We start from the raw sequence: 25141 nt of genomic DNA on the forward strand, positions 1-25141 counted from the left end.
AGGCCGGCACTATTCTATAATTTGGATAGTGCTGCTTCATCCCCGATTACAATTACGTCATCATGCAACTGCAGTACAGACGCAGGAAAATCCTCGGTGACCTCACCATGTACCAGTTTTTTTACCGCATCAGCTTTATTTACACCTGAAACGAGCAGAAGTATTTTTCTGCTATGCATAATGGTACCGATTCCCATCGTAATTGCTTGAATCGGCACCTGTTCCAATGAATCGAAAAAACGTGCATTTGCCTTCCGCGTTGACTCGTCCAATTCAACGGTATGTGTCATACTTTTAAAACTGCTTCCCGGTTCGTTAAACCCGATATGGCCGTTCAATCCGAGCCCCAGCACCTGTAAATCAGCATTACCGGCATCCTGAATCTGTTTTTCATAGCTTGCACATTCTTTCTCGGGTTCCGCCGTATCTCCGTTCGGCACATGTGCCTGTCCAGTTGGGATATCAACTGCATCGAACAATTTTTCACGCATGTAGAATTTATAACTGTTCGGATCATCTTCCCGAAGGCCGACATATTCATCCAGATTAAATGTTGTTACGTTGGCAAATGAAACAGCATTCCTGTTGTACGCATTGATTAAATAACGGTACATTCCTTCCGGAGTAGAACCTGTAGCCAAGCCCAGAACCGGTTTTGGCATCCCGTGTATTGTTTTTATTACCAATTCAGCAGCTTTTTGACTCATGTCGGTATAGTCTTTACATTTCAATATTTCCATTCATGCTTCCTCCCTGTACGCTACAACACCCCGGCAAATGGTATATTTGACCGCTGCATTATCATCAACGAGCAAAAGATCCGCATCCTTCCCTTCCTTAATGCTTCCTTTCCTGTTGAAGATACCCAGCTGTTTTGCCGGATTAGCTGATGCCATTTCTGTGATATCACTGATGGTAACACCCTTGAGGCGCAACATTTGCTGTACACTTTGATACATTTTCAGAATGCTTCCTGCCAATGTCCCATCCATTAATACAGCACGGTCATCCGTTACCGTAACAGGCTGGCCGCCCAGTTCATAATCACCAGCCTGCAAACACTTGGCACGCATTGCATCTGTAATTAAAATCAACCGCTCTCTGCCCATATTCGCATAAATCAGTTCAAGCATTTCCGGTGCAACGTGAATCCCATCTGCAATCAATTCGGCTCGCAGCTCTTCTAATTGGAATGCAGCACCGACCGCACCAACATCACGGTGGTGAATCCCAGTCATTGCGTTGCAAAGGTGTGTAACCTGACGAAGACCATGCGAAACAGCTTTTTTTATACCTTCAAATTCTGCTGCTGTATGTCCGGCTGAAACATTTACCCCGGAGTCTGACAGTGCCCGGATAAACTCGCCATCTACATCATGTTCAGGTGCCATCGTGATGGTCTTAATGCTGTTGCCCGAAAGCGTCTGCCACTTTCTGAACAGGTCAAGATCCGGCTGCAAAATATACTCAAGTGGCTGAGCTCCTTTTTTACTCTTCTCAATAAATGGACCTTCCAGATGCACGCCAATAACTTCAGCTTGTCCCGTTTTCGAATGATACGCCGCAATATTTTCAAGTGCCTTTTCAGTGTTTTCCCGCGACTGTGTAATCGTTGTTGCCAAAAAACCGGTTGTACCTTCAGCAGGTAATACACTTGCCATTGTATCAAGTGCCTCTTCAGTCGCATCCATTACATCAGCACCGGCCGCACCGTGAATGTGTCCATCAATAAAGCCTGGCAACAAATGCAGCCCCATCCCGTCAATAACCTCAGCGCCGGGCGGCGGATCAGTTTCTGCATGTATTTCCTTGATTTTATCATTTTCAATAAACAGGGATCCTGAGACAATCCCCTGATCTTCTGTATAGATAACTGCGTCTTTAATATACAATCTGGTATCCAATTCGTATTCAATCCTTTTATTTTACTTTGTCTGTAAGTTATTATTCCCTGCACTCAGTTCATGAATAAGTGCGTTAATCAGTTCTTCCGACGATTGAAATTTGGCATTTTCTGTTTCCTCAATAAGCTTTTTAAGCATATGCTTAAAACGTTCCTGTTCTACCATTTACAATACCGCCTTTTCTAAAATTATATGCCAATCATACCATATTCACTCGAAAAAGACTGTCGAATTATGTCGTTCAACGGAACTTTCTGCTTAATTTTCTGTTTTTGTGCCGTTATTTTTTATTCCGTTTCAAAAATATCAGAAACAGCGCGGCAAATGCCGCTCCAATTCCATCAATAACGACGTCCCCCGCATACGGTGTCCGATTAGCCGTAAAGCTTTGATGAAATTCATCTGTAACAGCATATGTAACAGTTAGCATATATGACAAGGCTATAACAGTCCAAAATTTACATTTAGACGTTTTAACAAAAGCAATGAAAAACAAACAGAGCAATATAAAATAAACGCCAAAGTGGGCTCCTTTTCGGACAAAAAATTCAATCAGACCAGCGACACCCAATGTTTCCACACTGACCTCAGAATGATGATATGTAAACGAAATCCAATCAAGATACGGTTTCAAAAAAGCTACATTCAGCGTATTCCCCAAAAACGGCTTGATATCCTGTTCCCCATAAGGTTGTGCAGACGAATAAAATATTACGCCCATCCAGAACAAAGGCAAAAGCCAATATAAATATTTTCGCACCACTACCACTCCCAAATCCGACGTATCCGCACATCAAAAAACCGCAAGCCTATCAGCTGTACGGTAACCTCTTACTTATCCTGTTCTTTTCTCCATTTTGTAAATTCAAGATAATCCTTAAATTGTTCCTTGGTAACCCCGGACTCCATTGCTTCCCGAACAATTTCAATCCATTCACCGTCCAGTTTCTCTTGTTTGCTCTTCTGATCATCTTCACCAATCAATTCATTCACCGACACACCCAGTACAGCACTTATTTTTTCCATAAATTGAATCGATGGGTTTGACTGAAGATTCCGCTCAATCGAGCTCAAATATGATTTAGCAACACCAGCCCGCTCCGCAAGTTCGGAAATAGACAATTTTTTAGTCTTTCGTAATTGTTTGATCGTTTCACCTATCAAGCCGCACACCTTCTTTCAAACAGATTATACCACAAAAAGGTGCATGGTTCTATATAATGTACAGTTTTTCCCATCATTAGTCCTTCCGCTGCATTTCTGCAAGGAACGTCCTTATTTCATCCACCGTCAACCCCAGGGTTTTTGCCGATTTTATTAACTGCAGCCACTCATCATCCATAGAAACTTGTTTCACTGTATTTTGCATGTAACATTCCTCCTAACAAATATCAAAACAGTATCCCGCTATATGAATCTTTATACCCGCTACTTTTAAAACTAAATTTGCCACAAGTTTGTTCTTTAATAAGAATATTTAGTTCAATAATACCACTATACAACAGTTGCAATATATTTTGGGTGTCTACTTTTGTCAAAAACCAACTAGTTTTGTGCTTGTCAGATCAATTATTGCCGACATAGGTCTAATGACTTACACTTAATTTTATTATAACATAAATTCGTTATTAAGAACATCTTTTGAAAAAATTTAGTTTTAACTGCGGTCCGACCTGCAACAGTTCGTACACATACCTTACGAAACTATAGATAAAACGCATGTAATTTCAGAATGGAAAATGATATGATAATACTAATAGATTATTAGAAAATGAGGGGGGTCCTTATGAAAAAATTAATTCTGTTGCTGCCTGTATTATTGTTACTTCTCATTTCCGCATGTTCGGAAGATGAAACTACCCCGCAGGAACGATTTGATAAATATGTAAGCCATTGGAACCAGCAGGAATTCAGTAAAATGTACGAGATGTCATCGGAAAAATCCACTAAAAAATACCCGACCGGGGATTATGTGAAACGATACAAAGATATTTACAAGGATTTGGAAATCAACAACGTGAAAATTTCCTATAAGAAACCTTCGGAGAAACAAACGGAAAAAGCGATGGAAAAAGGTAAAGCTACTATTCCCTTTACAGTAAAAATGGACAGCATTGCAGGTCCCATTAAATTTGATTACAAAGCAACTTTAGTTAAAGAAGGTGAAGAGGATAAGGAAAACTGGTATGTTAACTGGAATCCCGGTTTTATTTTTCCGGCAATTAAAAACGGCGGAAAAATCGGATTGGAAACCGAAGAACCCCGGCGTGGAGAAATCCTTGACCGTAACCGGATGCCTCTTGCCATTAATGATGTTGTTTACGAGATTGGTATTATTCCCGGTAAACTCGGAGCGAACGCTAAACAGCAAAAACAACAAATAGCTGACCTGCTCAACATATCAGTTGAATCAATCAACAACAGCCTGAATGCAGACTGGGTAAAATCAGGCATGTTCGTACCGGTTAAAAAAGTTCCGACATCCAATGAAAGCGTACTGAACCAACTTTTTGAACTAAGCTCTGTCGTTAAACGGGATGTAACAGGAAGAGTATATCCATATGGAAAAGCGACTGCACATCTTATCGGATATGTCGGAAAAATCACAGCAGAAGAACTGGAGAAACTTGACTCAGATGTATACAGCCCAAATGATATGATCGGAAAACGCGGACTTGAGCAGCGCTTTGATAAGCGACTGAAAGGTGAAGAAGGTGTAAAGATAACCGTTACAAAAGAAAGTGGCGAAACAACGGTAATTGCCGAAAAGCCTGTCCAAGACGGGGAAAATATTGTAACAACAATTGATGCAGAACTGCAGCAGCGAATTTTCCAAAGTTACGAGGGGAAAGCTGGAACTGCCGCTGCAATAGACCCAAAAACCGGTGAAACACTGGCATTGGTCAGCAGTCCAGCTTTTAATCCGAATGATTTTTTATACGGCATTTCCCAATCCAAGTTGGATGAATTGCAAAATGATCCGCAAAAACCATTAATCAATCGGTTTGCAGCAACATTTACACCTGGATCTGTTATTAAACCAGTAACTGCGGCAATCGGTTTAAATAATGGAACTATCAAGCCTGGTGAAGGTGTTAAAATCAATGGTCTTACATGGAGCGGAGGCGCGGGCTGGGGAGACTATGAAGTTACGCGTGTATCCACGTCAAGCCAGCCCGTTGACGTTACCAACGCCCTGATTCGCTCCGACAACATTTATTTTGCCATGAAGGCAGTTGAAATGGGCGCTGAAAAATATGTGAACGGCATGAAACAATTTGGCTTTGGGAAGAAACTTCCGTTTAAATATCCAATCCAGTCGTCAACTGTTTCCTCGAGCGGCAGCATAAATGATGAAGTACTGCTTGCTAATTCGAGCTACGGACAAGGTGAATTGCAGGTAAGCGCACTGCATTTGGCAATGACCTATACACCGATTCTGAACAAAGGAAAAATGATCAAACCTACCCTTCTGCTTGATGCCAAGGATGGTCAGGCTTGGAAAAAGAATTTGATCTCTAAGAAGCAGGCAAACCTCCTGCAGGATGCATTGCGTAAAGTTGTTTCTTCGCCGAAAGGAACAGCAAATGGGGCCCAGCGTGCTGACTTACCGATCGCTGGCAAAACTGGTACCGCTGAGTTGAAAAAATCACTTGATGTGGAATCAGGTCCGGAAAACGGTTGGTTTGTCGGGTATCCATCGAAATCCAAAGACATTCTGATTTCCATGATGGTTGAGCATACCGAAGATAATGGCGGCAGCAGCTATGTAGTAGATAAGGTCACAAATATATTAATGGATGTAAAACAATAAGATTAAAAGTGGCTTGCAGGTGTCTGCAAGCCACTTTTTTAACCCAATAAATAATAATCAACCTTACCGGTGCACTTATACAGTAAGAAAGTTACTTAACTGCCAACAACAAAAAAGAGCCACCCTATAAATGGATGACTCATCGTATAGCAAGCTCACTTATTTCATTATTTTTTTATTAGCTGTCCGGAATAGATACCAGGTAACCAATGCAAAAGCAATCAATGATACTATTGGCCCAAAGAATGCATCTGTCGGCATGGTAATTCCTGCGGTAACAGCAATTGCGACAAACACGCCCATCAATGCTTCACCAGCAATATAACCGGATGCCATCAGTATTCCTCTTTCATTTTTCGCTTTAAATTCCTCTTTACTTTTCGTAATTCTTTTGATTATGCCTTGTACAATTCCCCCCACCATAATTGGGGAAGTCAAATGGATCGGTAAATATAAGCCAACTGCGAACGGCAATGAACCAATTCCAAATAATTCAACCGTCGCAGCGGCAGCGGCTCCAATGAAGATCAGATTCCATGGAAGATTTCCTTCCATGATACCTTCGACTACCATTGACATCAGAACTGCTTGCGGTGCGGGCAGCTCAGCAGACCCGAAACCATATGCATTATCAAGTAGAATCAAAACGAATCCGATGACAATACTGGTAATTAGAACGCCATATAGTTGGGCAACCTGCTGCCATTTTGGGGTAGCACCAACAATATAACCTGTTTTTAGGTCCTGTGACGTATCACCTGAAATGGCAGCTGCGATACAAACAACGGAGCCTATTGTGATAGCTGTTATCATTCCAGCCTCACCTGTATGCCCGATAGCAACAAGAATAAGCGATATAAAAATCAGCGCTCCGATTGTCATACCGGATACAGGGTTTGATGAACTTCCGACGATACCGACAATTCTGGATGACACGGTTACAAAGAAGAAACCAAAAATGAATAGCAGAAGGGCACCAATAATCCCCAGATTTATCGTAGGATAAAACATCAGAATACCCATAAACACAACCATTAACACCACAATTAATGTATATGGAATATCCTTATCGGTTCGCAGGTCAGCTGTATCACCAGCAGAAGAAAATCCTCGTATGGACCCGCTAAACGATGAAATAATGGTCGGCAGCGTTTTCAGCAGCCCCACTATTCCCCCGAACGCAACGGCACCGGCTCCGATATAACGTAAGTAATTATTCCAAATGTCATGATAGCCCATTTCACCTATCGGAACTTCACCGGGATAAATTGGTGTCGTGGCAAATTCTCCGATATAGCTGATCAACGGAATTATCCCCAGCCAGCCCAGCACACCGCCAGCAAACATGATTCCTGCAATACGCGGGCCAATTATATATCCGACCGCAAGCAATGCAGGCATTACATCCATACCAATCGCCGCATTTTTAAATTTATAAATTTCCCATTCCACAGACGTCGGAAACGCTTTTACAGCATCCGTTAAAAATTTGAATGCTGCACCAATTCCAAGGCCGCCAAATACCAGCTTTGCACCTTTCCCGCCTTCTTCTCCAGCATGCAAAACTTCAGCACAAGCGGTACCTTCCGGATATGGCAATGTTTCATGTTCCTGAACAATTAACGCGCGGCGAAGCGGAATCATTAGAACAACGCCAAGAATACCACCGGCCAGCGCAATAATGGCAATAGTGGTCAAACTTGGTTCCAATTGCCAGATAAATAATGCTGGCAACGTAAAAATAATACCGGCAGCCAGTGCTTCACCACTTGACGTAATTGTTTGAACGATGTTGTTCTCTAATATCGATGTACGTTTCATAATAATTCGCAGTATCGCCATCGAAATAACGGCAGCCGGAATCGATGCAGAAACTGTCATACCTACAATTAACCCCAAATAAGCATTGGCAGCGCCAAATATAATGGCCAGAAATGCACCAACAATCATGGAGATAATTGTAAATTCAGGCGGGTTCTTGGAGGCCGGAATATACGGTTTAAACCCGTTATCCGGATTTTCCTTTGACACTATAAACACCTTCCTTTTGAATATTCTGGTTGATTGTGAAGTGTGTCCCCCTTCACATGTACACTTCCCTAAATCGACAATATTATTGCATAACATTATCAGCCACTAGAATATCATAAACGCTTCTTCAATTTAAAATTTTTTTACAATTGATAATCAAAAAAGTTTGCTTCAAATTTGAAACTATTTTGTTGTCTATCCGTAGAACGAACTATTGGAAAAATATTTACACTCAGGGAGGAGAACGGACGATGAAAAGGAATGAAACTGGAACAACTTCAAAAACAAAGTCAGAGCAAAAGTCCTTCAAAAACACTGAATCAATTCAAAAATATTTTGAACCAGTTTTCCGGTAACGAAAAGTCCGATAAATTCATTACGATGAAAAAAGAGGATGGCATGTATGTTATCACCATGGATTTAAATGAGACGGCTTCACAGAAGGTACTTGAACAGGGAATGAAACAAATTAAAAATTCAATGAGTTCTCTAAAACAATTGGGTATTGCGAAATTTTTAAATAACATGAAGATTAAACATCTGAAACAAACTTTTTACATTGATCAGGAAACATTTGAACAGCAAAAAATGGAGCAACAAATGAAAATGGAAATGCCGATGAACAAAATCAAAATGACCATTGATCAGGATATGACAATGGAAGTCACCGGAAAAGTTGATAAGGCTATTACTATCCCTCAAAAAATCAAGAAGAATGCTAAGACAATATCAATGGAGCAGCTCCAAAAAATGCAGGAACAGCAGAAAAAACAGTCCAAATAACTTAAAGTGGATGGGACCCGGAAGTCCCATCCACTATTATTCTTAAAGCAATTTTGTCAGTGAATGAAATAGCTCCTCATCTCGTTCATCGAGTGATTTATCAATGAGCCTCTGCAGGTTCATTTTCTCCAGCTTACGAATTGTGACAGCGGTTTCATTATTATGATTATTTGTATTTTCTTCTCCTTTAAAGTAATACGGTTGGGCAATAGTTTCCAACTGGAGCAGAAAATCCGGAAGGGAAATTAACTCAGACATAGTCAGGTAAACGATGTCTTTACCTTTTTGAAAAGCAAATCTTGCCCCCATATTTTCCACTTTTTGTGTTTTACGATTAATTCTTATTTCCTTTGCTTCAGTCGGAACAAATTGATAAACCTGCTCATCAATTAACACTGAAAAATACTGGTAGGCCAGAATCACCCGGATAAAATCATTATCAGCTTTTATATAGTAGGGTTTTAACATCTTTACAGTAACCATATTTCCACCTCCCGAAATCCTTATCGTAATTTTCAGTTAATTAATTTTACTATATAACGTACAAAATTACAAGTGGAAATTTTGAAAAAAAAGAAAATCCGCTAATCTGTAACGATCAGCGGATGTAATCCTGCAGTACATGTTCAGTAGCTTCTTTGATATTCTTTTGATTAAATTTATTTATTTTTTCCTGGTCAAACATCTCACCAGACTTTTTCAAATACTGAACCCCTTCTTTCATACACGATTTATATCGGTTGTTCCATTTATCAATTTCCGTGGCGAATTTTTCGTCCGTCCCAGGAGTTACAAATTCCTTATATAAATCCACTATTCTTTCACCCTCACGATTCGGAAAAAATTCATGTGGATCCGTACTGTCAAAAATACAAAATTCCAGGTCACGAACAAGGACCATATCCAGGCTGTTCGGGTCAAAACTGCAATGATATACTTCTGTGTCAAAACCATGATTCGCACACGCTTTGGCGATTTTTTTCATAAAAGTTGACTTTCCTGTTCCGGCACGTCCTTTGATGTAATCAACATTTTTTATGTCTTTAATCAGATGTGGCACCTCATTTACAATACCATCGGGGGTGTTTGTGCCAAAAAATCTGTGATATATATGTCCTTTAGAATCACGCTTCTCCACACTCTTTAATAAGTCATCAATATATTTATCGCCAAATGCATTTGCATGATCAAAATCCATTTCATCTATATAAATTTTTTCCAACTCATCGTGAAAACGTAACCCATTCTCGAAACACTGATATGCTTTGAACACGTGATCAGCCCCTTGTGTGTCGTGACCTACCGGATACTGTTTTTCCAATTCAACAACTGTACCTGTCTCTGTAATGCTTGCATCCAATACAGCCAGTGATTTTTCACGAATAATGAATCCATCCAGATATTCATGGCCCAACGGACTTAACAGTAATTCTGCATCCGACTTAAAGTGACTCAATAGATTTTGTAAAAGTTTTGATTTAAAAAATGGGGACGAATGGTTCAATAAGTAAATTTTCTGAATCCCTTGCATGTTTGTATCCAAAAAATTAACCAATCCCTCAGCAGTGTTGCCCGTTACATAATACTTACGATCAGACATAGCAAACACTTCCTTTTTAAGTATACTTGCTGCCCAATTAAGTATATTCAACTGAAAAGGAAATGTGAATATTTAAATGAATGTACACTGAACAGTACTCTACACTTTTAATATTGACCCAACAGCCCCTTTTTCATTGCGTGCCGTTCACAAGCAATGTATACCGTTACACCAATAATGCCGTAAATTACAGCGTTTCCGATCAGCCAAGCGTAATCCCCGATTGTAAAGTCCGACAATGTGTAGCCTTTAATCATAACCATCCGTGTCATGTCGACTCCTTTTACAAAGGGGGCGACCACCAGGTACGGTGCAACAGATAGTGGCACAAACGTCAATCCGGCTACGATAAATTGCAGGATTTGCAAAAATGCATTGATTTGCTTGAAAATAAGCGCCATGCCTGCCACGACAAAACTTGTTCCAATCATGCTGGCGAGAGTCAACACCAGAATAGGGATAATTGCCAACGGATTCAAGTTAAGCCATTCCCCTGCTGTTGCCATCGAAAGAAACAATAGAAAGATAACAAGAACAAAGTGATTAAACACTGATCCAAACAATCTGGCAAGTAAAATCTTCCATGGTTTAACTGGTGACATGAACAATTGCTCCAGTGTCCCTTTCATTGCCTCATCCGAAATGGTCCAGCCAATCGACTGCAGTGTCATCATGCCTAAGTACCAGAAAATGTAGTTTACAATGATATATTGTGTATTGGTACTTGCCTGGGCGGGATCACCAATTATGTGAATCCCGAACATCATTCCAACAAAAATAATATAAAACGTAAGCAGCAAACTGATGGTGTTAGCTTTATACCGTTTCAATTCAAGATATTCCAACATCGTATTCACCTGTAATACATTCCAAAATGTGGTCATGATGCTGCCTCCTCTTTTACCAGTTTCATAAAGACCTGCTCAAAATTGATTTCCGTGCGACTTATCGCTTCAATGGACGTCTTATTTTTGTTTAAAATGTCCATCAAACTATAGATCTCATGCTCCTGCTCAAAACTCACTTCCAATTTCGACCCATCCAGGGTATGTATTGGGAACTGTACCTTCAGCATTTCCAATTGTTCATCTGTCAGTTCGTCTTTCAGGTGTACTTGGTATGCGCTTGTTTCGAACAAACGGAGTAATTGATCCACACGTTCATCGGCAATTACCCTGCCGGCGTTTATGATAATTGTACGTTCACATAAATCCTGTACAACCGGCATGTCATGAGTGCTGATAATAATTGTCTTTCCCTGTTCGCTGGCAATTTTCCGCAACAGGCCTCTTACCTCATAACCTGTTTCCACATCAAGTCCCAATGTCGGTTCATCAAGAAGAATAACGTCTGTATCTGCCAGCATTGCCACACAGATTGCCAGCTTTTGCTGCATACCGCGAGATAAATTATTGACAAGTTCATGCTTTTTCGATTGCAACTGAAATAGTGTCAGCAGTTCCTCGACACGTGATTTGATTTCTTTTTTGGGAACTCCCCTATTACCGGCAAAATATTGGAGATTTTCCAGGACTGTCATGCGCCAGTATAGATTCCGGTTACCTTCCAGCACAGCACTGATATGCCTAAGTGCTTTATTACGGTTTTTAATGCTGTCAAATCCGTTAATCGTGACAGATCCTTCGTCTGGTACAAGGAGCCCGCAAATCATTTTGATTGTTGTCGTCTTCCCGGCACCATTTGGTCCAAGCAGCCCTACAATCTCACCTTTTCCAACTCTGAATGAAACACCTTTTACGGCAACAAACTCTTCCTTTGCTTTTCGTTTTTTATACTTTTTCATTACACTGTCAATTTTAATAATATCTTCCATTGTCATGCCCCTTCCCTGCTTTCTTACTTTCATTATATAGACTTATCAGAATAATACATCAGTCAATTGATGTTTTTCTTCTCCGTCTTGGGACTGATGATCTCTTCAGACCGTTTTTGACACTAAAAAAGCCACACAGACCATCACATCTGCATGGCTTTCTTTTTTTTATACTAGTTCCGCTCGTTCTTTCTCGGTAAACACCCTGGATCTGGTTAGAAACCGCTTTCCCTCGGGTCCCTCCAGCGAAAACATCCCGCCGCGGCCGTCAACAGCATCAATAATCAGCTGAGTATGTTTCCAATATTCATATTGATCTTTGGACATATAGAAAGGTGTTTCGCCGATTTCTCCGAGAAGCACATCTGATTCGCCAACACGAAATTCACCTCGCGGATAACACATTGGTGAGCTGCCGTCACAGCATCCGCCTGATTGATGGAACATCAGCGGTCCGTGTGTTTCAATTAACGTGTTGATTAGTTGAAGTGCTTCATCCGTAGCTGTTACACGTTCAACCATTTTTCACACCCTTTCTATTTATTTTTACAGTATATGCAATACCACATTATCAGATTCCAATCTTAAAAGAATCCTGCTGCACCTTCACTGTAACTGATCAGCAAGTTTTTCGTCTGCTGGTAGTGATCAAGCATCATCAGATGATTTTCGCGGCCGATTCCAGATTTTTTGTAGCCGCCGAATGCAGCATGTGCAGGATATTGATGGTAACAGTTTGTCCATACACGTCCCGCCTCAATACCGCGTCCGAAACGATATGCGGTATTAATGTTCCGGGTCCACACGCCTGCACCCAGTCCATATAACGTATCATTGGCGATTTCCATAGCCTCTTCATCATCTTTAAAAGTAGTGACCGACAATACCGGCCCGAAAATTTCTTCCTGGAAAACACGCATTTTATTGTCACCTTTAAAAATGGTTGGCTCGATATAGTAGCCTTCAGCCATCTCACCGTCAAGCTTGTTCACGTTCCCGCCGACAAGCACTTCTGCACCTTCTTGCTTTCCGATATCCAGATATGATTTGATTTTTTCCATCTGTTCTATAGACGCCTGTGCACCCATCATTGTATCGGTATCAAGCGGATGACCGATTTTGATTTGATTTACCCGCTCAATTGCCCGCTCCATGAATTCATCATATATTGATTCATGAACGAGAGCCCTGGAAGGACACGTACATACTTCTCCTTGATTCAGAGCAAACATAACGAGACCTTCGATTGTTTTATCCAGAAATCCATCATCCTTGTCCATGACATCTGAAAAGAAAATGTTCGGCGACTTACCACCCAGCTCCAATGTTACCGGAATGATGTTCTCGGATGCATATTGCATAATTAGCCGGCCTGTCGTTGTTTCACCTGTAAAGGCAATTTTGGAAATACCACTGTTCGATGCCAGCGGTTTCCCGGCTTCCACACCAAAGCCGTTAACAATGTTCAAAACACCTTTTGGCAATAAATCCTTAATCAAATCAAGCAAAACATGAATCGATACCGGTGTCTGTTCCGCCGGTTTCAGCACAACACAGTTTCCGGTTGCAAGAGCTGGTGCAAGTTTCCATGTTGCCATCAATATCGGAAAGTTCCATGGAATAATTTGTCCGACAACCCCAAGCGGCTCATGGAAATGATACGCAACAGTGTCATTATCAATCTGGCTGATGCCGCCTTCCTGTGCACGGATTGCCCCCGCGAAATAGCGGAAATGATCGATTGCAAGTGGTATATCCGCATTCAAACATTCCCGGACCGCTTTTCCATTATCCCACGTTTCGGCAACGGCAAGTGTTTCCAGATTCGCTTCCATCCGGTCGGCAATTTTATTTAATATATTGGCCCGCTCCGCTACGGAAGTTTTCCCCCAAGCATCTTTAGCTGCATGCGCTGCTTCAACAGCCGCTTCAACATCTTCCTTTGTTGACCTGGCCAATTCACAAAATACTTTACCTGTTACCGGGCTGACGTTTTCAAAGTACTTCCCGTTTGCCGGAGGACGATTTCCCCCGCCGATAAAATTGTCATACCTTTCCTGAAACGACACTTTCGCCCCATCCGTATTAGGATTTTCATACCTCATCCAACCATTCCTCCTCTATTTACTCTGTAATCGCTTACAAATAATCTGATGAAAAATCTAGTTTGATAATCTAATTTAAATTATAGCAGTTTATGTAATATTATGATAACAATTTGATTGGAATGGAACTTAGAAAAGTTGCAGGCAACTGGTGAATTTCGTCATACAAAAAGCAGTTCTCTGTTCCCGGAGAACTGCTTTTACTGGAAGCTGGAATTTATCATATAGGAAAAGACGCCGTTTGCCAGCGCCAATACCATAGAATTATAAAAAGATGCCAATCAGACATCTTCACATTATAATATAAAAATAAATTACTTTTCTTAATCCAACTTCCTGCTATACCATTAACTACTTCAATTCGGGAAGTACGCGCACTTCCTGTTTCATTGAAGATTTACAGAGCGGGCATACTGGTTCTTCCTCAAAACTGTATGACTCTCGCATCCAACCTGAACAGTCTCCACTAGTACAAGACCATACATTGGTTTCAACTTCCTTCACCGGCTCTTTTGGCCCGCGGGAAAATGACATAACAGCAACCCCTTTCATGGTACTGTATCCATTATACTCTTTTCTTGATTACAAAGAAAGGAAACACCACTTATCCGTTCATTTTAGACAAAGAAAGATAATTTTATACATGAATCAGTCCTGGTCCAAGACAAACTTTTTAATTGCTTTGGCAACTCCGTCCCGGTCATTGGCATCAGTCACAAAATCAGCCACTTTCTGGATTGCTTCCTGGGCGTTTCCCATCGCGACACCCATGCCGGCCTGCTGAACCATTTTAATATCATTCAAACTGTCACCAATTGCCAGCACATTATTCATCGTAACATCGAGTTTTTCACAAACTTTTCTCAACGCGCTTGCTTTATTGACGCCTTTAGGATTCACCTCAATATTGGTCGGCAATGAGTTGGTTAATTCCAATTCATCATAATGGGAAAGTTCTTTTACAATATGGTCAAGTTTCGTTGTATCGAGTGAGTCACAGCCATATTTCAGCCATTCATGGTCATAAAAATTTTCAGGGGCTTCTCCCCGCCAAACCCGATCAGTTGAAATCATCCAGCTGTTAACGTCCGTCTGCTCTCCAAGCTCAAACATAAGCTGCACCATTTTTGGATCAAGCAAATGCTGCTCAAGCAAGTCCTCATTTACCGTCCAGATTTCGCCGCCATTTGCAGTAATTAAATATGAAGGCAATTCAAGTTGTTTTGCATATGGCAGGCATGATTGCAGCCAGCGCCCTGTACTCAGCACGACATGGATATTTGCTTCGAGCGCATTTTTTATTACTTTTTGTGTATAATCTGAAATTTCATCATTGCTGTTTAATAAGGTACCATCCATATCAAGTGCAATTAGTTTTATTTTATCCATTTATACTCTCCTCGTCTTCTCTATTCCTATATATAACGGCATGTTATCAGAAATGAATCAGCATCAACATTACTTTTATCGTTACCATTCTACCAGAGACTGGCTGATAACGATAAGGAAATCATTATGTACGGTATCATTCAAGTGGTATGTCAATATTCCGAATGAGCGCGCTGTATGATCGTTCCGATTACATTCAGACAATCAGGATATCCTTATCATCCCGTCTTTTATCTTCATTGCACTCATTTAAATATATGCTGTGCGGCACTAGCCCGATCTGTTCATTTTAATAATAAATAAAATCATTGTGATTAGCGGAACGAAAATGGTAAACAATATAAAACCTACACCTAATGTCGATTCTCCGCGTGTTGCCTGGATGGTGGACCAGGTTGCATAAGAGAGAATCAACACAATTTCAAAATTAAAAACAGCCATCATTGTTCTTGCCAGCGAATAGATTCGCGGCGCATTATCTTCAGTTATGGTAACAGGCAGATTAAAAATATGCGGAGCTTTTGTTAAAAAATAAAGCAGGATAAATGTCAATGCCGTTATGACCGGTAAAATAAAAATGGATGATTTACTGCCCCATCCATCTGCTTCCCCCTGAGCATTAAAGTATGTTGGAATCCTATCCGGCAAACTCTCATACTGATAAATCGCATATACAATCGTTGATAACATAACCACTAAGGACAAAAAATGAAACAACAGCTCCCACTTGGTCGCAGGGACTTTTACCTTAGGATTGCTCAGATTCATCTATTTCTCCCCCATTTACCATTTGGTATTCAACTGGAATTTTAGATACTAAAATGATAGCATACAATATCATGCTATAATAACAAAGCGCATGCAGTATTCATTTTTCGTCAATATTTTTAAACAAAAATAAAATAAGGAGGTATGTAAAATGATAACTGCTACATGGAGCTGGTTATGGGACAAACATGACCAGGCGAAAGATTTGATCCGTTTTTTTGTTAAGCCAAACGATTCACAAATTGGTTCGGCAGGGAATAAAGAATCAGGCGGATCTGCCGATAATAACGGCGGGGGTAATAACCGTTCATACAAACCTGCACAGCTGATTGGACTCATCTTAGGCCCGGCACTTTTCATACTTACGTTATTATTTTTCCAGCCTGAAGGACTCAGCGATCCCGCTCAGGCGATTTTGGCCAGTACAATCTGGATTGCAGTCTGGTGGATAACGGAAGCATTGCCGATACCCGTTACGTCACTTCTGCCGATTATTCTGTTTCCGCTTACAGGCGGCTTAGATATCGGCGCAACTACATCATCCTATGGCGATGATACGATCTTTTTATTTATGGGTGGGTTCATGATTGCACTCGCCATGGAAAAATGGAATCTGCACAAGCGGATAGCACTGACTATTATTTCGATTATCGGTACAAATACTGAACGAATCATTCTTGGTTTTATGGTCGCAACCGGCTTTTTATCGATGTGGATTTCCAATACCGCAACAGCCATGATGATGGTACCGATTGGTTTGGCAATAATTTATCAGGTTTCCGAAGCACTGAAAGATGATGATTCGATTGATACATCGAGAGAAAATTTCGGATTCGGCAAAGCATTGATGCTCAGCATTGCTTATTCTGCATCACTCGGAGGTATTGGTACGCTGATTGGAACACCACCAAACACTATACTAGCGGGGGCCATCAGCAACCTCTACGGTATCGAATTATCTTTTGCCAAGTGGATGCTGTTTGGGGTACCGTTTGCCTGGGTATTTATTTTCATTACCTGGTTTTACCTTGTGAAAGTTGCTTACCCGATGAAATTGAAACAACTGCCTGGTGGACGGGAAGTTATCCAATCCGAAAAGAAAAAACTTGGTAATCCTTCGTTTGAAGAAAAAGCTGTTTTCGTCATTTTCATTGCGGCGGCACTGTCCTGGATAAGCCGCTCATTCATATTGGCTGAAATTAATGAAAATATTAATGATGCGGTTATTGCAATGACAGCTGCAGTTATTCTGTTTGCTATTCCTGCTAAAAATAAGCAGGGAGATCGTTTGCTGGATTGGGATACAGCAGTCAAACTGCCATGGGGTATTCTGTTACTGTTTGGCGGTGGCTTGGCAATTGCGGCAGGTTTTCAGGATTCCGGGCTTTCCGAGTGGCTTGGTAAGCAGCTAAGTGTACTGGAAGGCATCAATATCATAATTATTCTGCTCGCCGTAACAGCACTGGTTATCTTCCTGACTGAAATAACATCGAACACAGCAACGGCCTCGATGATGTATCCAATTATGGCATCGCTTTCCGTGGCACTTGGTGTTCACCCGTTTGCTCTCATAATTGCCGCCGGGGTTGCAGCATCATGTGCATTCATGCTGCCGGTTGCCACCCCGCCAAATGCAGTGGTTTTCGGTTCAGGCTACTTGCGGATACCGGATATGGCCAAAGCAGGTTTTGCATTGAATATACTCGGTATTGTATTAGTCACTGCTGCCGTGTACCTCCTTATACCTATTGTATGGGGAATTGACCTTACCGAAGTACCGGAAATGCTGAAAAAATAGTGAGAAGACAAACCCGAGCACTTATGAAGTGTTCGGGTTTTGTTGTTACTATTGATTTGTTCACCACGTGCGGTTGATGTTTTCCTCGTACGGTTGATGTTTTCCCTGTGCGGTCGATGTTTCCCTCGTACGGTTGATGTTTTCCCTGTGCGGTTGATGTTTCCCTCATACGGTTGATGTTTCCCCTAATGGGCTCATGAATTAGAGACTTTCCTTTGTTTTTGCACTAAGATTATAAAAATAACTGGAAGGATTGCTGCCAATAATACGAGTCCGGTCCAGCCGAAGAGACTCCAGGCCGGTCCCATTGCGGTACTTCCCAATGAAACGCCCACATAATACGAAACAAGATACAAGCTTGAGGCACTTCCTTTATGATGGGAGACCTGATCACTGACAGATGCTGCTGTCAGCGAATGTGCAGTAAAAAAGCCAAGACACGCTACACACAGACCGGTGATTAACAGCCACAGCACTCCGCTCAACGTCATTAAGATCCCGCATGATAAAACAATAATGCCGGCGAGCCGGACCTTTCGCAAGCCGATTCTGGACGCAAGCCATCCGGCAGCAGGTGATCCAATAACACCAAGTCCATATGCAAAAAACATGTATGATATCGTCTTCAGGGAGAGTGAAAAAGGCGGTCCTTCCAAATAGAAGGGCAAATACGTCCACATCCCGGTAAAGGAAAACTGAAGTATAACGCCAAGGCCAAAGATCAATAAAAGCACCGGATTTTTCAAATGAAACAAAAATGCCTTAATATCATTTGAAAATGTTAATTCACTTGGTTCAAAAAACCGGGAGCGCGGCAACATAAAAAGTACTGCCGCAAGAATAACCGCACCCATTACAGCCAACACATAAAAAGACATTTCCCATGAATAATGATCGGTTAAATAACCGGTCAGCACCCGGCCCGCCATACCACCAAGCGCATTGCTGGAAATATAAAGCGCAGTTGCCACTTGAACACTCCGCCGATCGATTTCCTCACTCAAATAAGCAAGTGAAGCTGCAGGAAGCCCAGCCAGTGCAAATCCTTGTACAAACCTTAATACCAGTAGCAGGAAGAAAGTATCCGATAATGGTATAAGGAAAAATGGAATAACTGATCCTACCAGTGAAAGTTTGATAAACATCGTCCGTCCATTACGATCCGACAAAAAGCCAAGTACAATCAAACCAATAATCAACCCGATAATCGTAAGTGAGAGCGCCAGACTGGACCCCGATACAGTCACACCGAATTCTTTTACAAATACCGGCAAAAGTGGCTGAACTGCATACATACTGGCAAACACAAAAAACGATGCTAAAGCCAGACTGAGTGTAATCCGCCAAAAATATAAATCATGCATCGTGTATGATCTGTTCTGCATTTAACTCACACCCATTACTGATTTAGTCAAGCACATATTTGTCACGACCCGCACCCATGCCAAACAGCATTACCAGAACTGTTACACACATCAGCATTATCAGCGGGAGGTTCCAGGAGAATGTTATATCATATAACAACCCAATCAACATCGGGCCTACTGCAGCCAGACAATAACCGAGCGACTGCGCCATCCCGGATAATTCCGCGGCATTCCGGGCGGTACGTGCCCTCATTCCGAGGAAAGCAAGTGCAAGGGCAAAGCTTCCACTGAGAGTGATCCCAATTAAAATGGTGCTGATTACCATTACGGTAGTAGACTCACCGAGCAGCAGTCCACCATATCCGAAAATCCCAAAAACAGCCAAGGTCAGCACAATACCTCGCTGCGACTTGAATTTACCCGCTATTACCGGAACCAGAAAACTGGCCGGAAGACCGATAAACTGTGTAAATGACAGCATCCAACCAGCTGTTGCCATACTGACACCATAAGCATACAAAATTTCCGGAAGCCATGAAATGGTTACGTAAAACAAAAACGATTGAAGCCCCATAAAACATGCGACCTGCCATGCAAGCGGGGATTTCCACATTTGATTATCACTGACAGGAACATATTTCATTTCCAGGTCGCGCTGCTTTCCGGTTGATATGGACAAATAAATCCATAACCCAATCGCAATCACTGCGGGGACCGTCCAAATAAATAACGCCAATTGCCAGCCCCACTCCATTCCGCGGGCAAACGGGATACTTAATCCGGATGCTGTGGCCGCAAAAATGCCCATGGCGGTGGAGTAAACACTTGTCATTAACGCAACTTTTGCCGGAAATTTTTCCTTGATGACACCAGGCAGCAGGACATTTAAGATCGCAATGCCCAATCCGACAAACAGGGTGCCCAAAAACAGCAGAATCACCAGTGATATCGAGCGAATGGAAATACCAATGAATAATAGCAGAAGACCGAATAACAACGTGCGCTCGTTCGAATACCGGTTACTGATTTTAGGAGCCACTGGTGACATCACAGCAAATGCAATTAATGGAAGGCTCGTAAGAATACCCGCACTCCAGTTGGATAAGCCGATATCATCACGAATGATTCCGATTAGCGGACCGACCGATGTAATGGCCGGCCTCAAATTGAATGCAACGAGAATGATTCCAATAACAAACAATGCATAGTATGATTTCGTTCGATTCTGATTTGACATGAAACATTTATCCTCTCGAAGGTAACTCAATCTAATATAGCATAAGTTCATGTCGATATTTAATTAATACGATTCATTCTTTTGAGAAGAAAATCACAAGCACAAAAATGTCATCCTGAAACACTCAAATCATTGTCGTCCATGCAGGAAATAAACCGTCCGAAGATTGATTATAACCATCCATGCGGTTAGCCGTAACATAATTTTCACAATCAAAAAAAAAGCGACAGAATACCTGCCGCCCCTTACGAACAATAAACTCATTCCTCTAACTGTTCATCCGGAAAGTCATCTTCCTCCTCAATTATACCTTCCAGTTTTACGTCAAAATCCATTGGAAGTTTCATATCAGGTTTCATTTTTGCTCGCTCCCACAAAACATTACCATGAAGCCATTTCCACTGGTTGACCGTCATCTTACTCAAAATTTGGTTCATTGTGTCCGCCTCATATTGAGTTGAACCGCAGTTTTCGCTATGCAAATATATTTCGAATCCAGTTCTTTTGGTGCCTGCCTCCCCATTCAGAACCTTATTCAGCACCTGCCTGATTTCTAATAATGCATACCTGTCAAATCCCGCTGGTGCCCCTCCATAAGAACGATATGCTTTCCACAATGTAAACAAACTTTCCTGAATCAGTTCACCGTGATCATCATTCTCCTGAACATCATGAAGCATCCATTCAATACGACTTGCAAACTGATTGACAATATCCATGAAGGAATTGTCACGTATCCTATTCTTCCCCAAGCTCCCCCCTGCTTTCTATGCGTATTTTTAAAATAGCAACTTCTCTTTTATTATACACTATGTAAAATATTGGAAAAATATAGCCCTTATGTCGAAAACACTGCTGCAACGTGCCTAAACCTGCAAAAATATGTCGAACTATGTAATGATTTGTCTATTTTTAGCTCAAGAACTGTACCTGCAACTCATTCTAGGTCTCCTAACAGTAAATTGTGAATTTTTTGTGACATTTATAGGAAATTATTCCTAATTTCATGCAATCTAAAGTTGTTTAATACAAGAAAATGTGCTTTTAAACCGTTTTATTCTTTCCATTACTGCAGATTATGGTATACTATAGGTACAATTAAGCATATAATAAAAGACCACAGCTGCAACTGTGGTCTTCAGATAAGCGGTTCCCCCAGGGGATAAGCTATCACAGAATAGGCCTCTCCCTTCAACTTCGAGGGTTAATAGGGAGGTCTATTTTTTATTGTTCATTTCAACAATAAGCCTCAGCAAGGCAATCAGCAGCGTACCAAACGCCAGAAGCATCATAATAGCTTCGAAAAAACTCAATAGCCCCACCCCCCTTGTAAATCGGGTTAGCTGACCAATCCCTGAAAGAACATTATCTACTACATAGTATAGCACAATTTTCAATAAAAATACGAACAAATGTTTGGTTTAGTTATAGAACTGCATATTTTTGTAGTGTCAGTAGAAGTATTTCACAGTATTTTTTGCTGAATATGCCACTTGATGGCAGTAATATTCGATAGTGTAGATAGAAGGAGCTTCATCGTGTGCTTGTATACTTTAGTATATGCAGCGTTGTTCTGCGATTCGTAATGAATATGTGTGGTTTTTTGACAACTTGGATGGTTACAGGAAGAAAAAATGTGGGCATCCTGATCAGAATGCCCACATTTTTTACGAACCTGCGATAATATGGAAACCAGAATCAACATGGAGCACTTCACCGGTAACGCCACGTGCCATTTCACTCAGCAGAAATGCTGTAGCATCTCCTACCTGATCCTGGTCAATTTGCCGACGGAGCGGAGCCTTTTCTTCAATGACTGACATTTTTTCATTAAAACCAGAAACACCTTTGGCTGACAGTGTACGGATTGGTCCTGCTGAAACAGCATTCACGCGAATACCATATTGGCCAACATCTTCAGCCAGATATCGCACACTGGCTTCAAGCGCAGCTTTTGCAACACCCATCACATTGTAATTCGGTACAACCCGTTCAGCACCGAGATAGGTTTGAGTGACAATTCCCCCGCCTTCATTCATTAACTTTTTCGCTGCGCGGGTAACTGCCACAAGCGAATATGCACTGATGTTCTGGGCCATCAGATATCCATCACGGGATGTATCGGCATATTCACCAACCAGTTCGTCACGATTGGCAAATGCAACGGAATGAACTAGGCCATGGATGGTTCCGATTTTCTCACCAATTTCCTGGAATGCATGTTGAATGCTTTCATCACTTTCAACATCACAAGAAACAATTAACTTGGCATCCATTTCATTGTCGGCAAGCAGTTTTTCCAGCTTCTTTTTAGATCGCTCCTGCCGATATGTAAAAATTAGATTAGCTCCTGCATCTTGAAGTGATTTCGTTATTCCCCAGGCAATACTGCGATTATTTGCCACACCCATAACAACAATATTTTTGTTTTGCAACAATGCGTTCATATATGTACCTCCGATTTATTGAATAAGTTTCTCATTATAATGTAGCATACTTAGGACCTGGTGTTAAATCGTACCCAGGATGTTTATTAAATATCTGCATTATTAGGATTGAAAAATGGTTCAGTTATAGGAGTTGACTTCTCTATACTGAGCCTTTTTACAATGAAGAATGCAGCCTGTGGGGACAATTTAATTCACGCATCCACTCATATTGAATAAAAAACAACACAAAAATCGGCTGAAAACACCACGCTTTATCTGCGGTCAAATATGATGGTTCTTTAATTTTCTCAAAAGGTGTCTGCATAACAATGATCTGCAATTTTAAAAATGATAATGCAAATCTGCCTAAGAAAGTATTATTATAAGGAAATTGAATGGATATGTCTGGAACCGCCTTATATGTGCGGTTTTGCTCCATTTATGTGCGATTTCAATTTGTTAAATTAGTCCACCCGACCACATTACACTGGCATTGCCATTTGATAAATTTTCCGATATTTTGTAAGAATAGGATAATACACTATATAAAAGGGGGAATTAACTTGAAAGCATTAACCAGATTTTTTGACCGGATGGTGCAGCGTTACTTACCTGACGCGTTTCTGTTTGCCATAATTTTAACATTGGTCGTTTTCGTGTTAGGAATTGCCATTATGGGCAGTTCACCGGTTGAGATGGTTCAGTACTGGGGTGATGGTTTCTGGGATTTGCTTGCCTTTGCCATGCAGATGTCGCTCATCGTTGTGACCGGTTATATCCTGGCAAGTACACCGGTTGTCCGAAAAATACTTACGAAAATTAGTACCCTTGCCAATACACCGGGGCAAGCAATTATTTTGGTCACATTCGTCGCAGGAATTGCATGTCTGATTAACTACGGATTCGGGCTTGTAGTCGGGGCACTGCTGGCGATTCATGTAGCAAGGCGTGTACCAACTGTTGACTATCGTCTGCTCATGGCCAGTGCCTACAGCGGATTCCTATTATGACATGGCGGGCTTTCCGGGTCGATTCCATTACTAATTGCAACTCCGGGTCATTTTCTGGAAGATACGATGGGGACGATCCCAGTTACGGAAACACTTTTTAGCAGTTTTAATATTTTCATTGTTGTTGTGTTATTAGTGACACTGCCTTTCCTGAACCGATTTTTAATGAAATCACGAGACACATTAAGCAATACGGATGCTTCCACTTGGAAAACCGATGATGAAAGTGTCAATGAAGGAATTCCTGTTAAAAGTTCTATGACACCGGCTGAACACCTGGAAAACAGCCAGATTATTTCGTTACTGATTGGCATCATGGGGCTTGGATTTATCCTTTACCATTTTACAACAAACGGCTTTGATTTGAACATCAACATCGTCAACTTTATCTTCCTTTTCCTAGGAATTATTTTTCATCGGACACCACAGCGTTTTCTCAACAGTGTTACAAATGCAGTGAAAAATGTGGGCGGAATTATCATTCAGTTTCCGTTCTATGCCGGAATTATGGGGATGATGGTTGCTTCCGGACTTTCCGAGGAAATGTCGATGTGGTTTGTCAGCATTTCCACTGAGTTTACACTTCCATTATGGACGTTTATCAGTGCCGGGCTCGTTAACTTCTTCGTTCCATCCGGTGGCGGACAATGGGCGGTACAGGGACCAATTATGATTCCAGCCGCGTTGGAGATTGGTGCTGACACGGCAAAAACAGCCATGGCAGTTGCTTGGGGAGATGCCTGGACAAACATGATTCAGCCATTTTGGGCATTACCTCTCCTTGCAATCGCAGGTCTGAAAGTACGAGACATTATGGGCTTTTGTGTAATGATTCTGATATACAGCTTTTTTCCGATTGCAATCGGGCTACTGTTTTTCTAACAATGAAAGAGGTTGGGACAAATCAAAAAAAGTAATTAAAAAAGCGAACAATTTTAGAGACTAGCGGAGGAAATATACGTAGACTCCTGCGGGAGGACAGGCCTAGATGAGACCCCGCAGTGCGTAAGCAAGAGGAAGGCTCAACAGCCGCCCGCGGAAAGCGAAGTATATTTCCGGAGCGGCTGACCCC

24 protein-coding genes and 1 pseudogene are annotated in these 25141 nt (G+C 41.4%); 4 read left to right on the top strand and 21 right to left on the bottom strand.

The window, feature by feature from the left end:
* Positions 1 to 14 precede the first annotated feature (14 nt).
* The 6 genes from nagB to HUX68_RS07765 all read right to left on the bottom strand — a co-directional run bounded on the left by nagB (position 15) and on the right by HUX68_RS07765 (position 3273).
* Positions 15 to 740 (bottom strand): glucosamine-6-phosphate deaminase, encoded by a 726-nt coding sequence (nagB, locus tag HUX68_RS07740; protein WP_174614285.1) that lies wholly within the window; start codon positions 738 to 740, stop codon positions 15 to 17.
* A complete protein-coding gene (gene nagA / locus HUX68_RS07745; protein ID WP_174614286.1) occupies positions 741 to 1904 on the bottom strand; it encodes an N-acetylglucosamine-6-phosphate deacetylase in 1164 nt (387 codons plus the stop codon). It abuts the gene before it with no gap.
* A 21-nt stretch (positions 1905 to 1925) separates the two neighbouring features.
* Positions 1926 to 2069, bottom strand: coding sequence for a hypothetical protein (locus HUX68_RS07750; protein WP_174614287.1), 144 nt, complete (start codon positions 2067 to 2069; stop codon positions 1926 to 1928).
* A gap of 115 nt (positions 2070 to 2184) precedes the next feature.
* Positions 2185 to 2664 carry a VanZ family protein gene (locus HUX68_RS07755; RefSeq protein WP_174614288.1) on the bottom strand — a complete coding sequence of 160 codons (480 nt, stop codon included), beginning with the start codon at positions 2662 to 2664 and terminating at the stop codon, positions 2185 to 2187.
* Between the two features lie 71 nt (positions 2665 to 2735).
* Positions 2736 to 3068, bottom strand: coding sequence for a helix-turn-helix domain-containing protein (locus tag HUX68_RS07760; protein WP_174614289.1), 333 nt, complete (start codon positions 3066 to 3068; stop codon positions 2736 to 2738).
* Positions 3069 to 3144: 76 nt separating this feature from the next.
* Positions 3145 to 3273 (bottom strand): anti-repressor SinI family protein, encoded by a 129-nt coding sequence (locus HUX68_RS07765; RefSeq protein ID WP_174614290.1) that lies wholly within the window; start codon positions 3271 to 3273, stop codon positions 3145 to 3147.
* A 417-nt stretch (positions 3274 to 3690) separates the two neighbouring features.
* Between HUX68_RS07765 and HUX68_RS07770 the strand changes: the two genes are divergently transcribed.
* Positions 3691 to 5718: a penicillin-binding transpeptidase domain-containing protein gene (locus tag HUX68_RS07770; RefSeq protein WP_174614291.1), complete on the top strand. Its 2028-nt coding sequence runs from the start codon at positions 3691 to 3693 to the stop codon at positions 5716 to 5718.
* 159 nt (positions 5719 to 5877) lie between these two features.
* Here HUX68_RS07770 and HUX68_RS07775 read toward each other — a convergent pair whose 3' ends face one another.
* Positions 5878 to 7749 (bottom strand): OPT family oligopeptide transporter, encoded by a 1872-nt coding sequence (locus HUX68_RS07775; protein WP_246206628.1) that lies wholly within the window; start codon positions 7747 to 7749, stop codon positions 5878 to 5880.
* Between the two features lie 261 nt (positions 7750 to 8010).
* Between HUX68_RS07775 and HUX68_RS07780 the strand changes: the two genes are divergently transcribed.
* Complete coding sequence (locus HUX68_RS07780) at positions 8011 to 8532, top strand: DUF6612 family protein (protein WP_174614293.1); 522 nt, start codon at positions 8011 to 8013, stop codon at positions 8530 to 8532.
* Between the two features lie 42 nt (positions 8533 to 8574).
* Here HUX68_RS07780 and HUX68_RS07785 read toward each other — a convergent pair whose 3' ends face one another.
* The 9 genes from HUX68_RS07785 to HUX68_RS07825 form a co-directional block, all read right to left on the bottom strand.
* Positions 8575 to 9015, bottom strand: coding sequence for an IDEAL domain-containing protein (locus HUX68_RS07785; RefSeq protein WP_174614294.1), 441 nt, complete (start codon positions 9013 to 9015; stop codon positions 8575 to 8577).
* A gap of 115 nt (positions 9016 to 9130) precedes the next feature.
* Positions 9131 to 10132 (bottom strand): hypothetical protein, encoded by a 1002-nt coding sequence (locus tag HUX68_RS07790; RefSeq protein ID WP_174614295.1) that lies wholly within the window; start codon positions 10130 to 10132, stop codon positions 9131 to 9133.
* 107 nt (positions 10133 to 10239) lie between these two features.
* A complete protein-coding gene (locus tag HUX68_RS07795) occupies positions 10240 to 11016 on the bottom strand; it encodes an ABC transporter permease (protein WP_174614296.1) in 777 nt (258 codons plus the stop codon).
* Positions 11013 to 11972 (bottom strand): ABC transporter ATP-binding protein, encoded by a 960-nt coding sequence (locus HUX68_RS07800; protein WP_343033625.1) that lies wholly within the window; start codon positions 11970 to 11972, stop codon positions 11013 to 11015. The genes HUX68_RS07795 and HUX68_RS07800 overlap by 4 nt, the downstream gene beginning before the upstream one ends.
* 162 nt (positions 11973 to 12134) lie before the next feature.
* A complete protein-coding gene (locus HUX68_RS07805) occupies positions 12135 to 12488 on the bottom strand; it encodes a DUF779 domain-containing protein (protein WP_174614297.1) in 354 nt (117 codons plus the stop codon).
* A 62-nt stretch (positions 12489 to 12550) separates the two neighbouring features.
* Complete coding sequence (adh, locus tag HUX68_RS07810; protein WP_174614298.1) at positions 12551 to 14071, bottom strand: aldehyde dehydrogenase; 1521 nt, start codon at positions 14069 to 14071, stop codon at positions 12551 to 12553.
* A gap of 351 nt (positions 14072 to 14422) precedes the next feature.
* Positions 14423 to 14605 (bottom strand): cold-shock protein, encoded by a 183-nt coding sequence (locus HUX68_RS07815; RefSeq protein ID WP_174614299.1) that lies wholly within the window; start codon positions 14603 to 14605, stop codon positions 14423 to 14425.
* 114 nt (positions 14606 to 14719) lie between these two features.
* Positions 14720 to 15460: a Cof-type HAD-IIB family hydrolase gene (locus HUX68_RS07820; RefSeq protein ID WP_174614300.1), complete on the bottom strand. Its 741-nt coding sequence runs from the start codon at positions 15458 to 15460 to the stop codon at positions 14720 to 14722.
* Between the two features lie 270 nt (positions 15461 to 15730).
* Entirely contained in the window at positions 15731 to 16228 is a 498-nt protein-coding gene (locus HUX68_RS07825) for a DUF1648 domain-containing protein (RefSeq protein WP_174614301.1), read from the bottom strand.
* 151 nt (positions 16229 to 16379) lie between these two features.
* Between HUX68_RS07825 and HUX68_RS07830 the strand changes: the two genes are divergently transcribed.
* On the top strand, positions 16380 to 18026 hold the full coding sequence (locus HUX68_RS07830) for an SLC13 family permease (RefSeq protein ID WP_174614302.1): 1647 nt from the start codon (positions 16380 to 16382) through the stop codon (positions 18024 to 18026).
* Between the two features lie 194 nt (positions 18027 to 18220).
* Here HUX68_RS07830 and HUX68_RS07835 read toward each other — a convergent pair whose 3' ends face one another.
* The 5 genes from HUX68_RS07835 to fabI form a co-directional block, all read right to left on the bottom strand.
* Positions 18221 to 19411 (bottom strand): MFS transporter, encoded by a 1191-nt coding sequence (locus HUX68_RS07835; protein ID WP_174614303.1) that lies wholly within the window; start codon positions 19409 to 19411, stop codon positions 18221 to 18223.
* 22 nt (positions 19412 to 19433) lie between these two features.
* A complete protein-coding gene (locus HUX68_RS07840) occupies positions 19434 to 20630 on the bottom strand; it encodes a CynX/NimT family MFS transporter (RefSeq protein WP_174614304.1) in 1197 nt (398 codons plus the stop codon).
* A gap of 260 nt (positions 20631 to 20890) precedes the next feature.
* The gene (locus HUX68_RS07845; protein WP_174614305.1) at positions 20891 to 21382 is read right to left on the bottom strand and encodes a hypothetical protein; all 492 of its coding nucleotides are present in this window, start codon (positions 21380 to 21382) and stop codon (positions 20891 to 20893) included.
* 465 nt (positions 21383 to 21847) lie between these two features.
* Positions 21848 to 21943, bottom strand: a complete 96-nt coding sequence (locus HUX68_RS07850; RefSeq protein ID WP_174614306.1) for a putative holin-like toxin — start codon at positions 21941 to 21943, stop codon at positions 21848 to 21850.
* 354 nt (positions 21944 to 22297) lie between these two features.
* Positions 22298 to 23077 carry an enoyl-ACP reductase FabI gene (fabI, locus tag HUX68_RS07855; protein WP_174614307.1) on the bottom strand — a complete coding sequence of 260 codons (780 nt, stop codon included), beginning with the start codon at positions 23075 to 23077 and terminating at the stop codon, positions 22298 to 22300.
* 545 nt (positions 23078 to 23622) lie between these two features.
* Between fabI and HUX68_RS07860 the strand changes: the two are divergent.
* Positions 23623 to 24951: pseudogene (locus HUX68_RS07860) on the top strand (short-chain fatty acid transporter).
* Positions 24952 to 25141: the final 190 nt, after the last annotated feature.

Origin of the sequence: Virgibacillus ihumii (assembly GCF_902726655.1) — a bacterium.
GTDB classification, from domain to species: Bacteria; Bacillota; Bacilli; order Bacillales; family Amphibacillaceae; genus Lentibacillus; species Lentibacillus ihumii.

What these genes read in the sequence shown, in the direction of transcription:
- nagB (WP_174614285.1), bottom strand. Translation starts at nt 740, where the DNA reads ATGGAAATATTGAAATGTAAAGACTATACCGACATGAGTCAAAAAGCT.
- HUX68_RS07750 (WP_174614287.1), bottom strand. Translation starts at nt 2,069, where the DNA reads ATGGTAGAACAGGAACGTTTTAAGCATATGCTTAAAAAGCTTATTGAG.
- HUX68_RS07765 (WP_174614290.1), bottom strand. Translation starts at nt 3,273, where the DNA reads ATGCAAAATACAGTGAAACAAGTTTCTATGGATGATGAGTGGCTGCAG.
- HUX68_RS07770 (WP_174614291.1), top strand. Translation starts at nt 3,691, where the DNA reads ATGAAAAAATTAATTCTGTTGCTGCCTGTATTATTGTTACTTCTCATT.
- HUX68_RS07780 (WP_174614293.1), top strand. Translation starts at nt 8,011, where the DNA reads ATGAAACTGGAACAACTTCAAAAACAAAGTCAGAGCAAAAGTCCTTCA.
- HUX68_RS07785 (WP_174614294.1), bottom strand. Translation starts at nt 9,015, where the DNA reads ATGGTTACTGTAAAGATGTTAAAACCCTACTATATAAAAGCTGATAAT.
- HUX68_RS07790 (WP_174614295.1), bottom strand. Translation starts at nt 10,132, where the DNA reads ATGTCTGATCGTAAGTATTATGTAACGGGCAACACTGCTGAGGGATTG.
- HUX68_RS07795 (WP_174614296.1), bottom strand. Translation starts at nt 11,016, where the DNA reads ATGACCACATTTTGGAATGTATTACAGGTGAATACGATGTTGGAATAT.
- HUX68_RS07800 (WP_343033625.1), bottom strand. Translation starts at nt 11,972, where the DNA reads ATGACAATGGAAGATATTATTAAAATTGACAGTGTAATGAAAAAGTAT.
- HUX68_RS07805 (WP_174614297.1), bottom strand. Translation starts at nt 12,488, where the DNA reads ATGGTTGAACGTGTAACAGCTACGGATGAAGCACTTCAACTAATCAAC.
- adh (WP_174614298.1), bottom strand. Translation starts at nt 14,071, where the DNA reads ATGAGGTATGAAAATCCTAATACGGATGGGGCGAAAGTGTCGTTTCAG.
- HUX68_RS07815 (WP_174614299.1), bottom strand. Translation starts at nt 14,605, where the DNA reads ATGTCATTTTCCCGCGGGCCAAAAGAGCCGGTGAAGGAAGTTGAAACC.
- HUX68_RS07820 (WP_174614300.1), bottom strand. Translation starts at nt 15,460, where the DNA reads ATGGATAAAATAAAACTAATTGCACTTGATATGGATGGTACCTTATTA.
- HUX68_RS07825 (WP_174614301.1), bottom strand. Translation starts at nt 16,228, where the DNA reads ATGAATCTGAGCAATCCTAAGGTAAAAGTCCCTGCGACCAAGTGGGAG.
- HUX68_RS07830 (WP_174614302.1), top strand. Translation starts at nt 16,380, where the DNA reads ATGATAACTGCTACATGGAGCTGGTTATGGGACAAACATGACCAGGCG.
- HUX68_RS07835 (WP_174614303.1), bottom strand. Translation starts at nt 19,411, where the DNA reads ATGCAGAACAGATCATACACGATGCATGATTTATATTTTTGGCGGATT.
- HUX68_RS07840 (WP_174614304.1), bottom strand. Translation starts at nt 20,630, where the DNA reads ATGTCAAATCAGAATCGAACGAAATCATACTATGCATTGTTTGTTATT.
- fabI (WP_174614307.1), bottom strand. Translation starts at nt 23,077, where the DNA reads ATGAACGCATTGTTGCAAAACAAAAATATTGTTGTTATGGGTGTGGCA.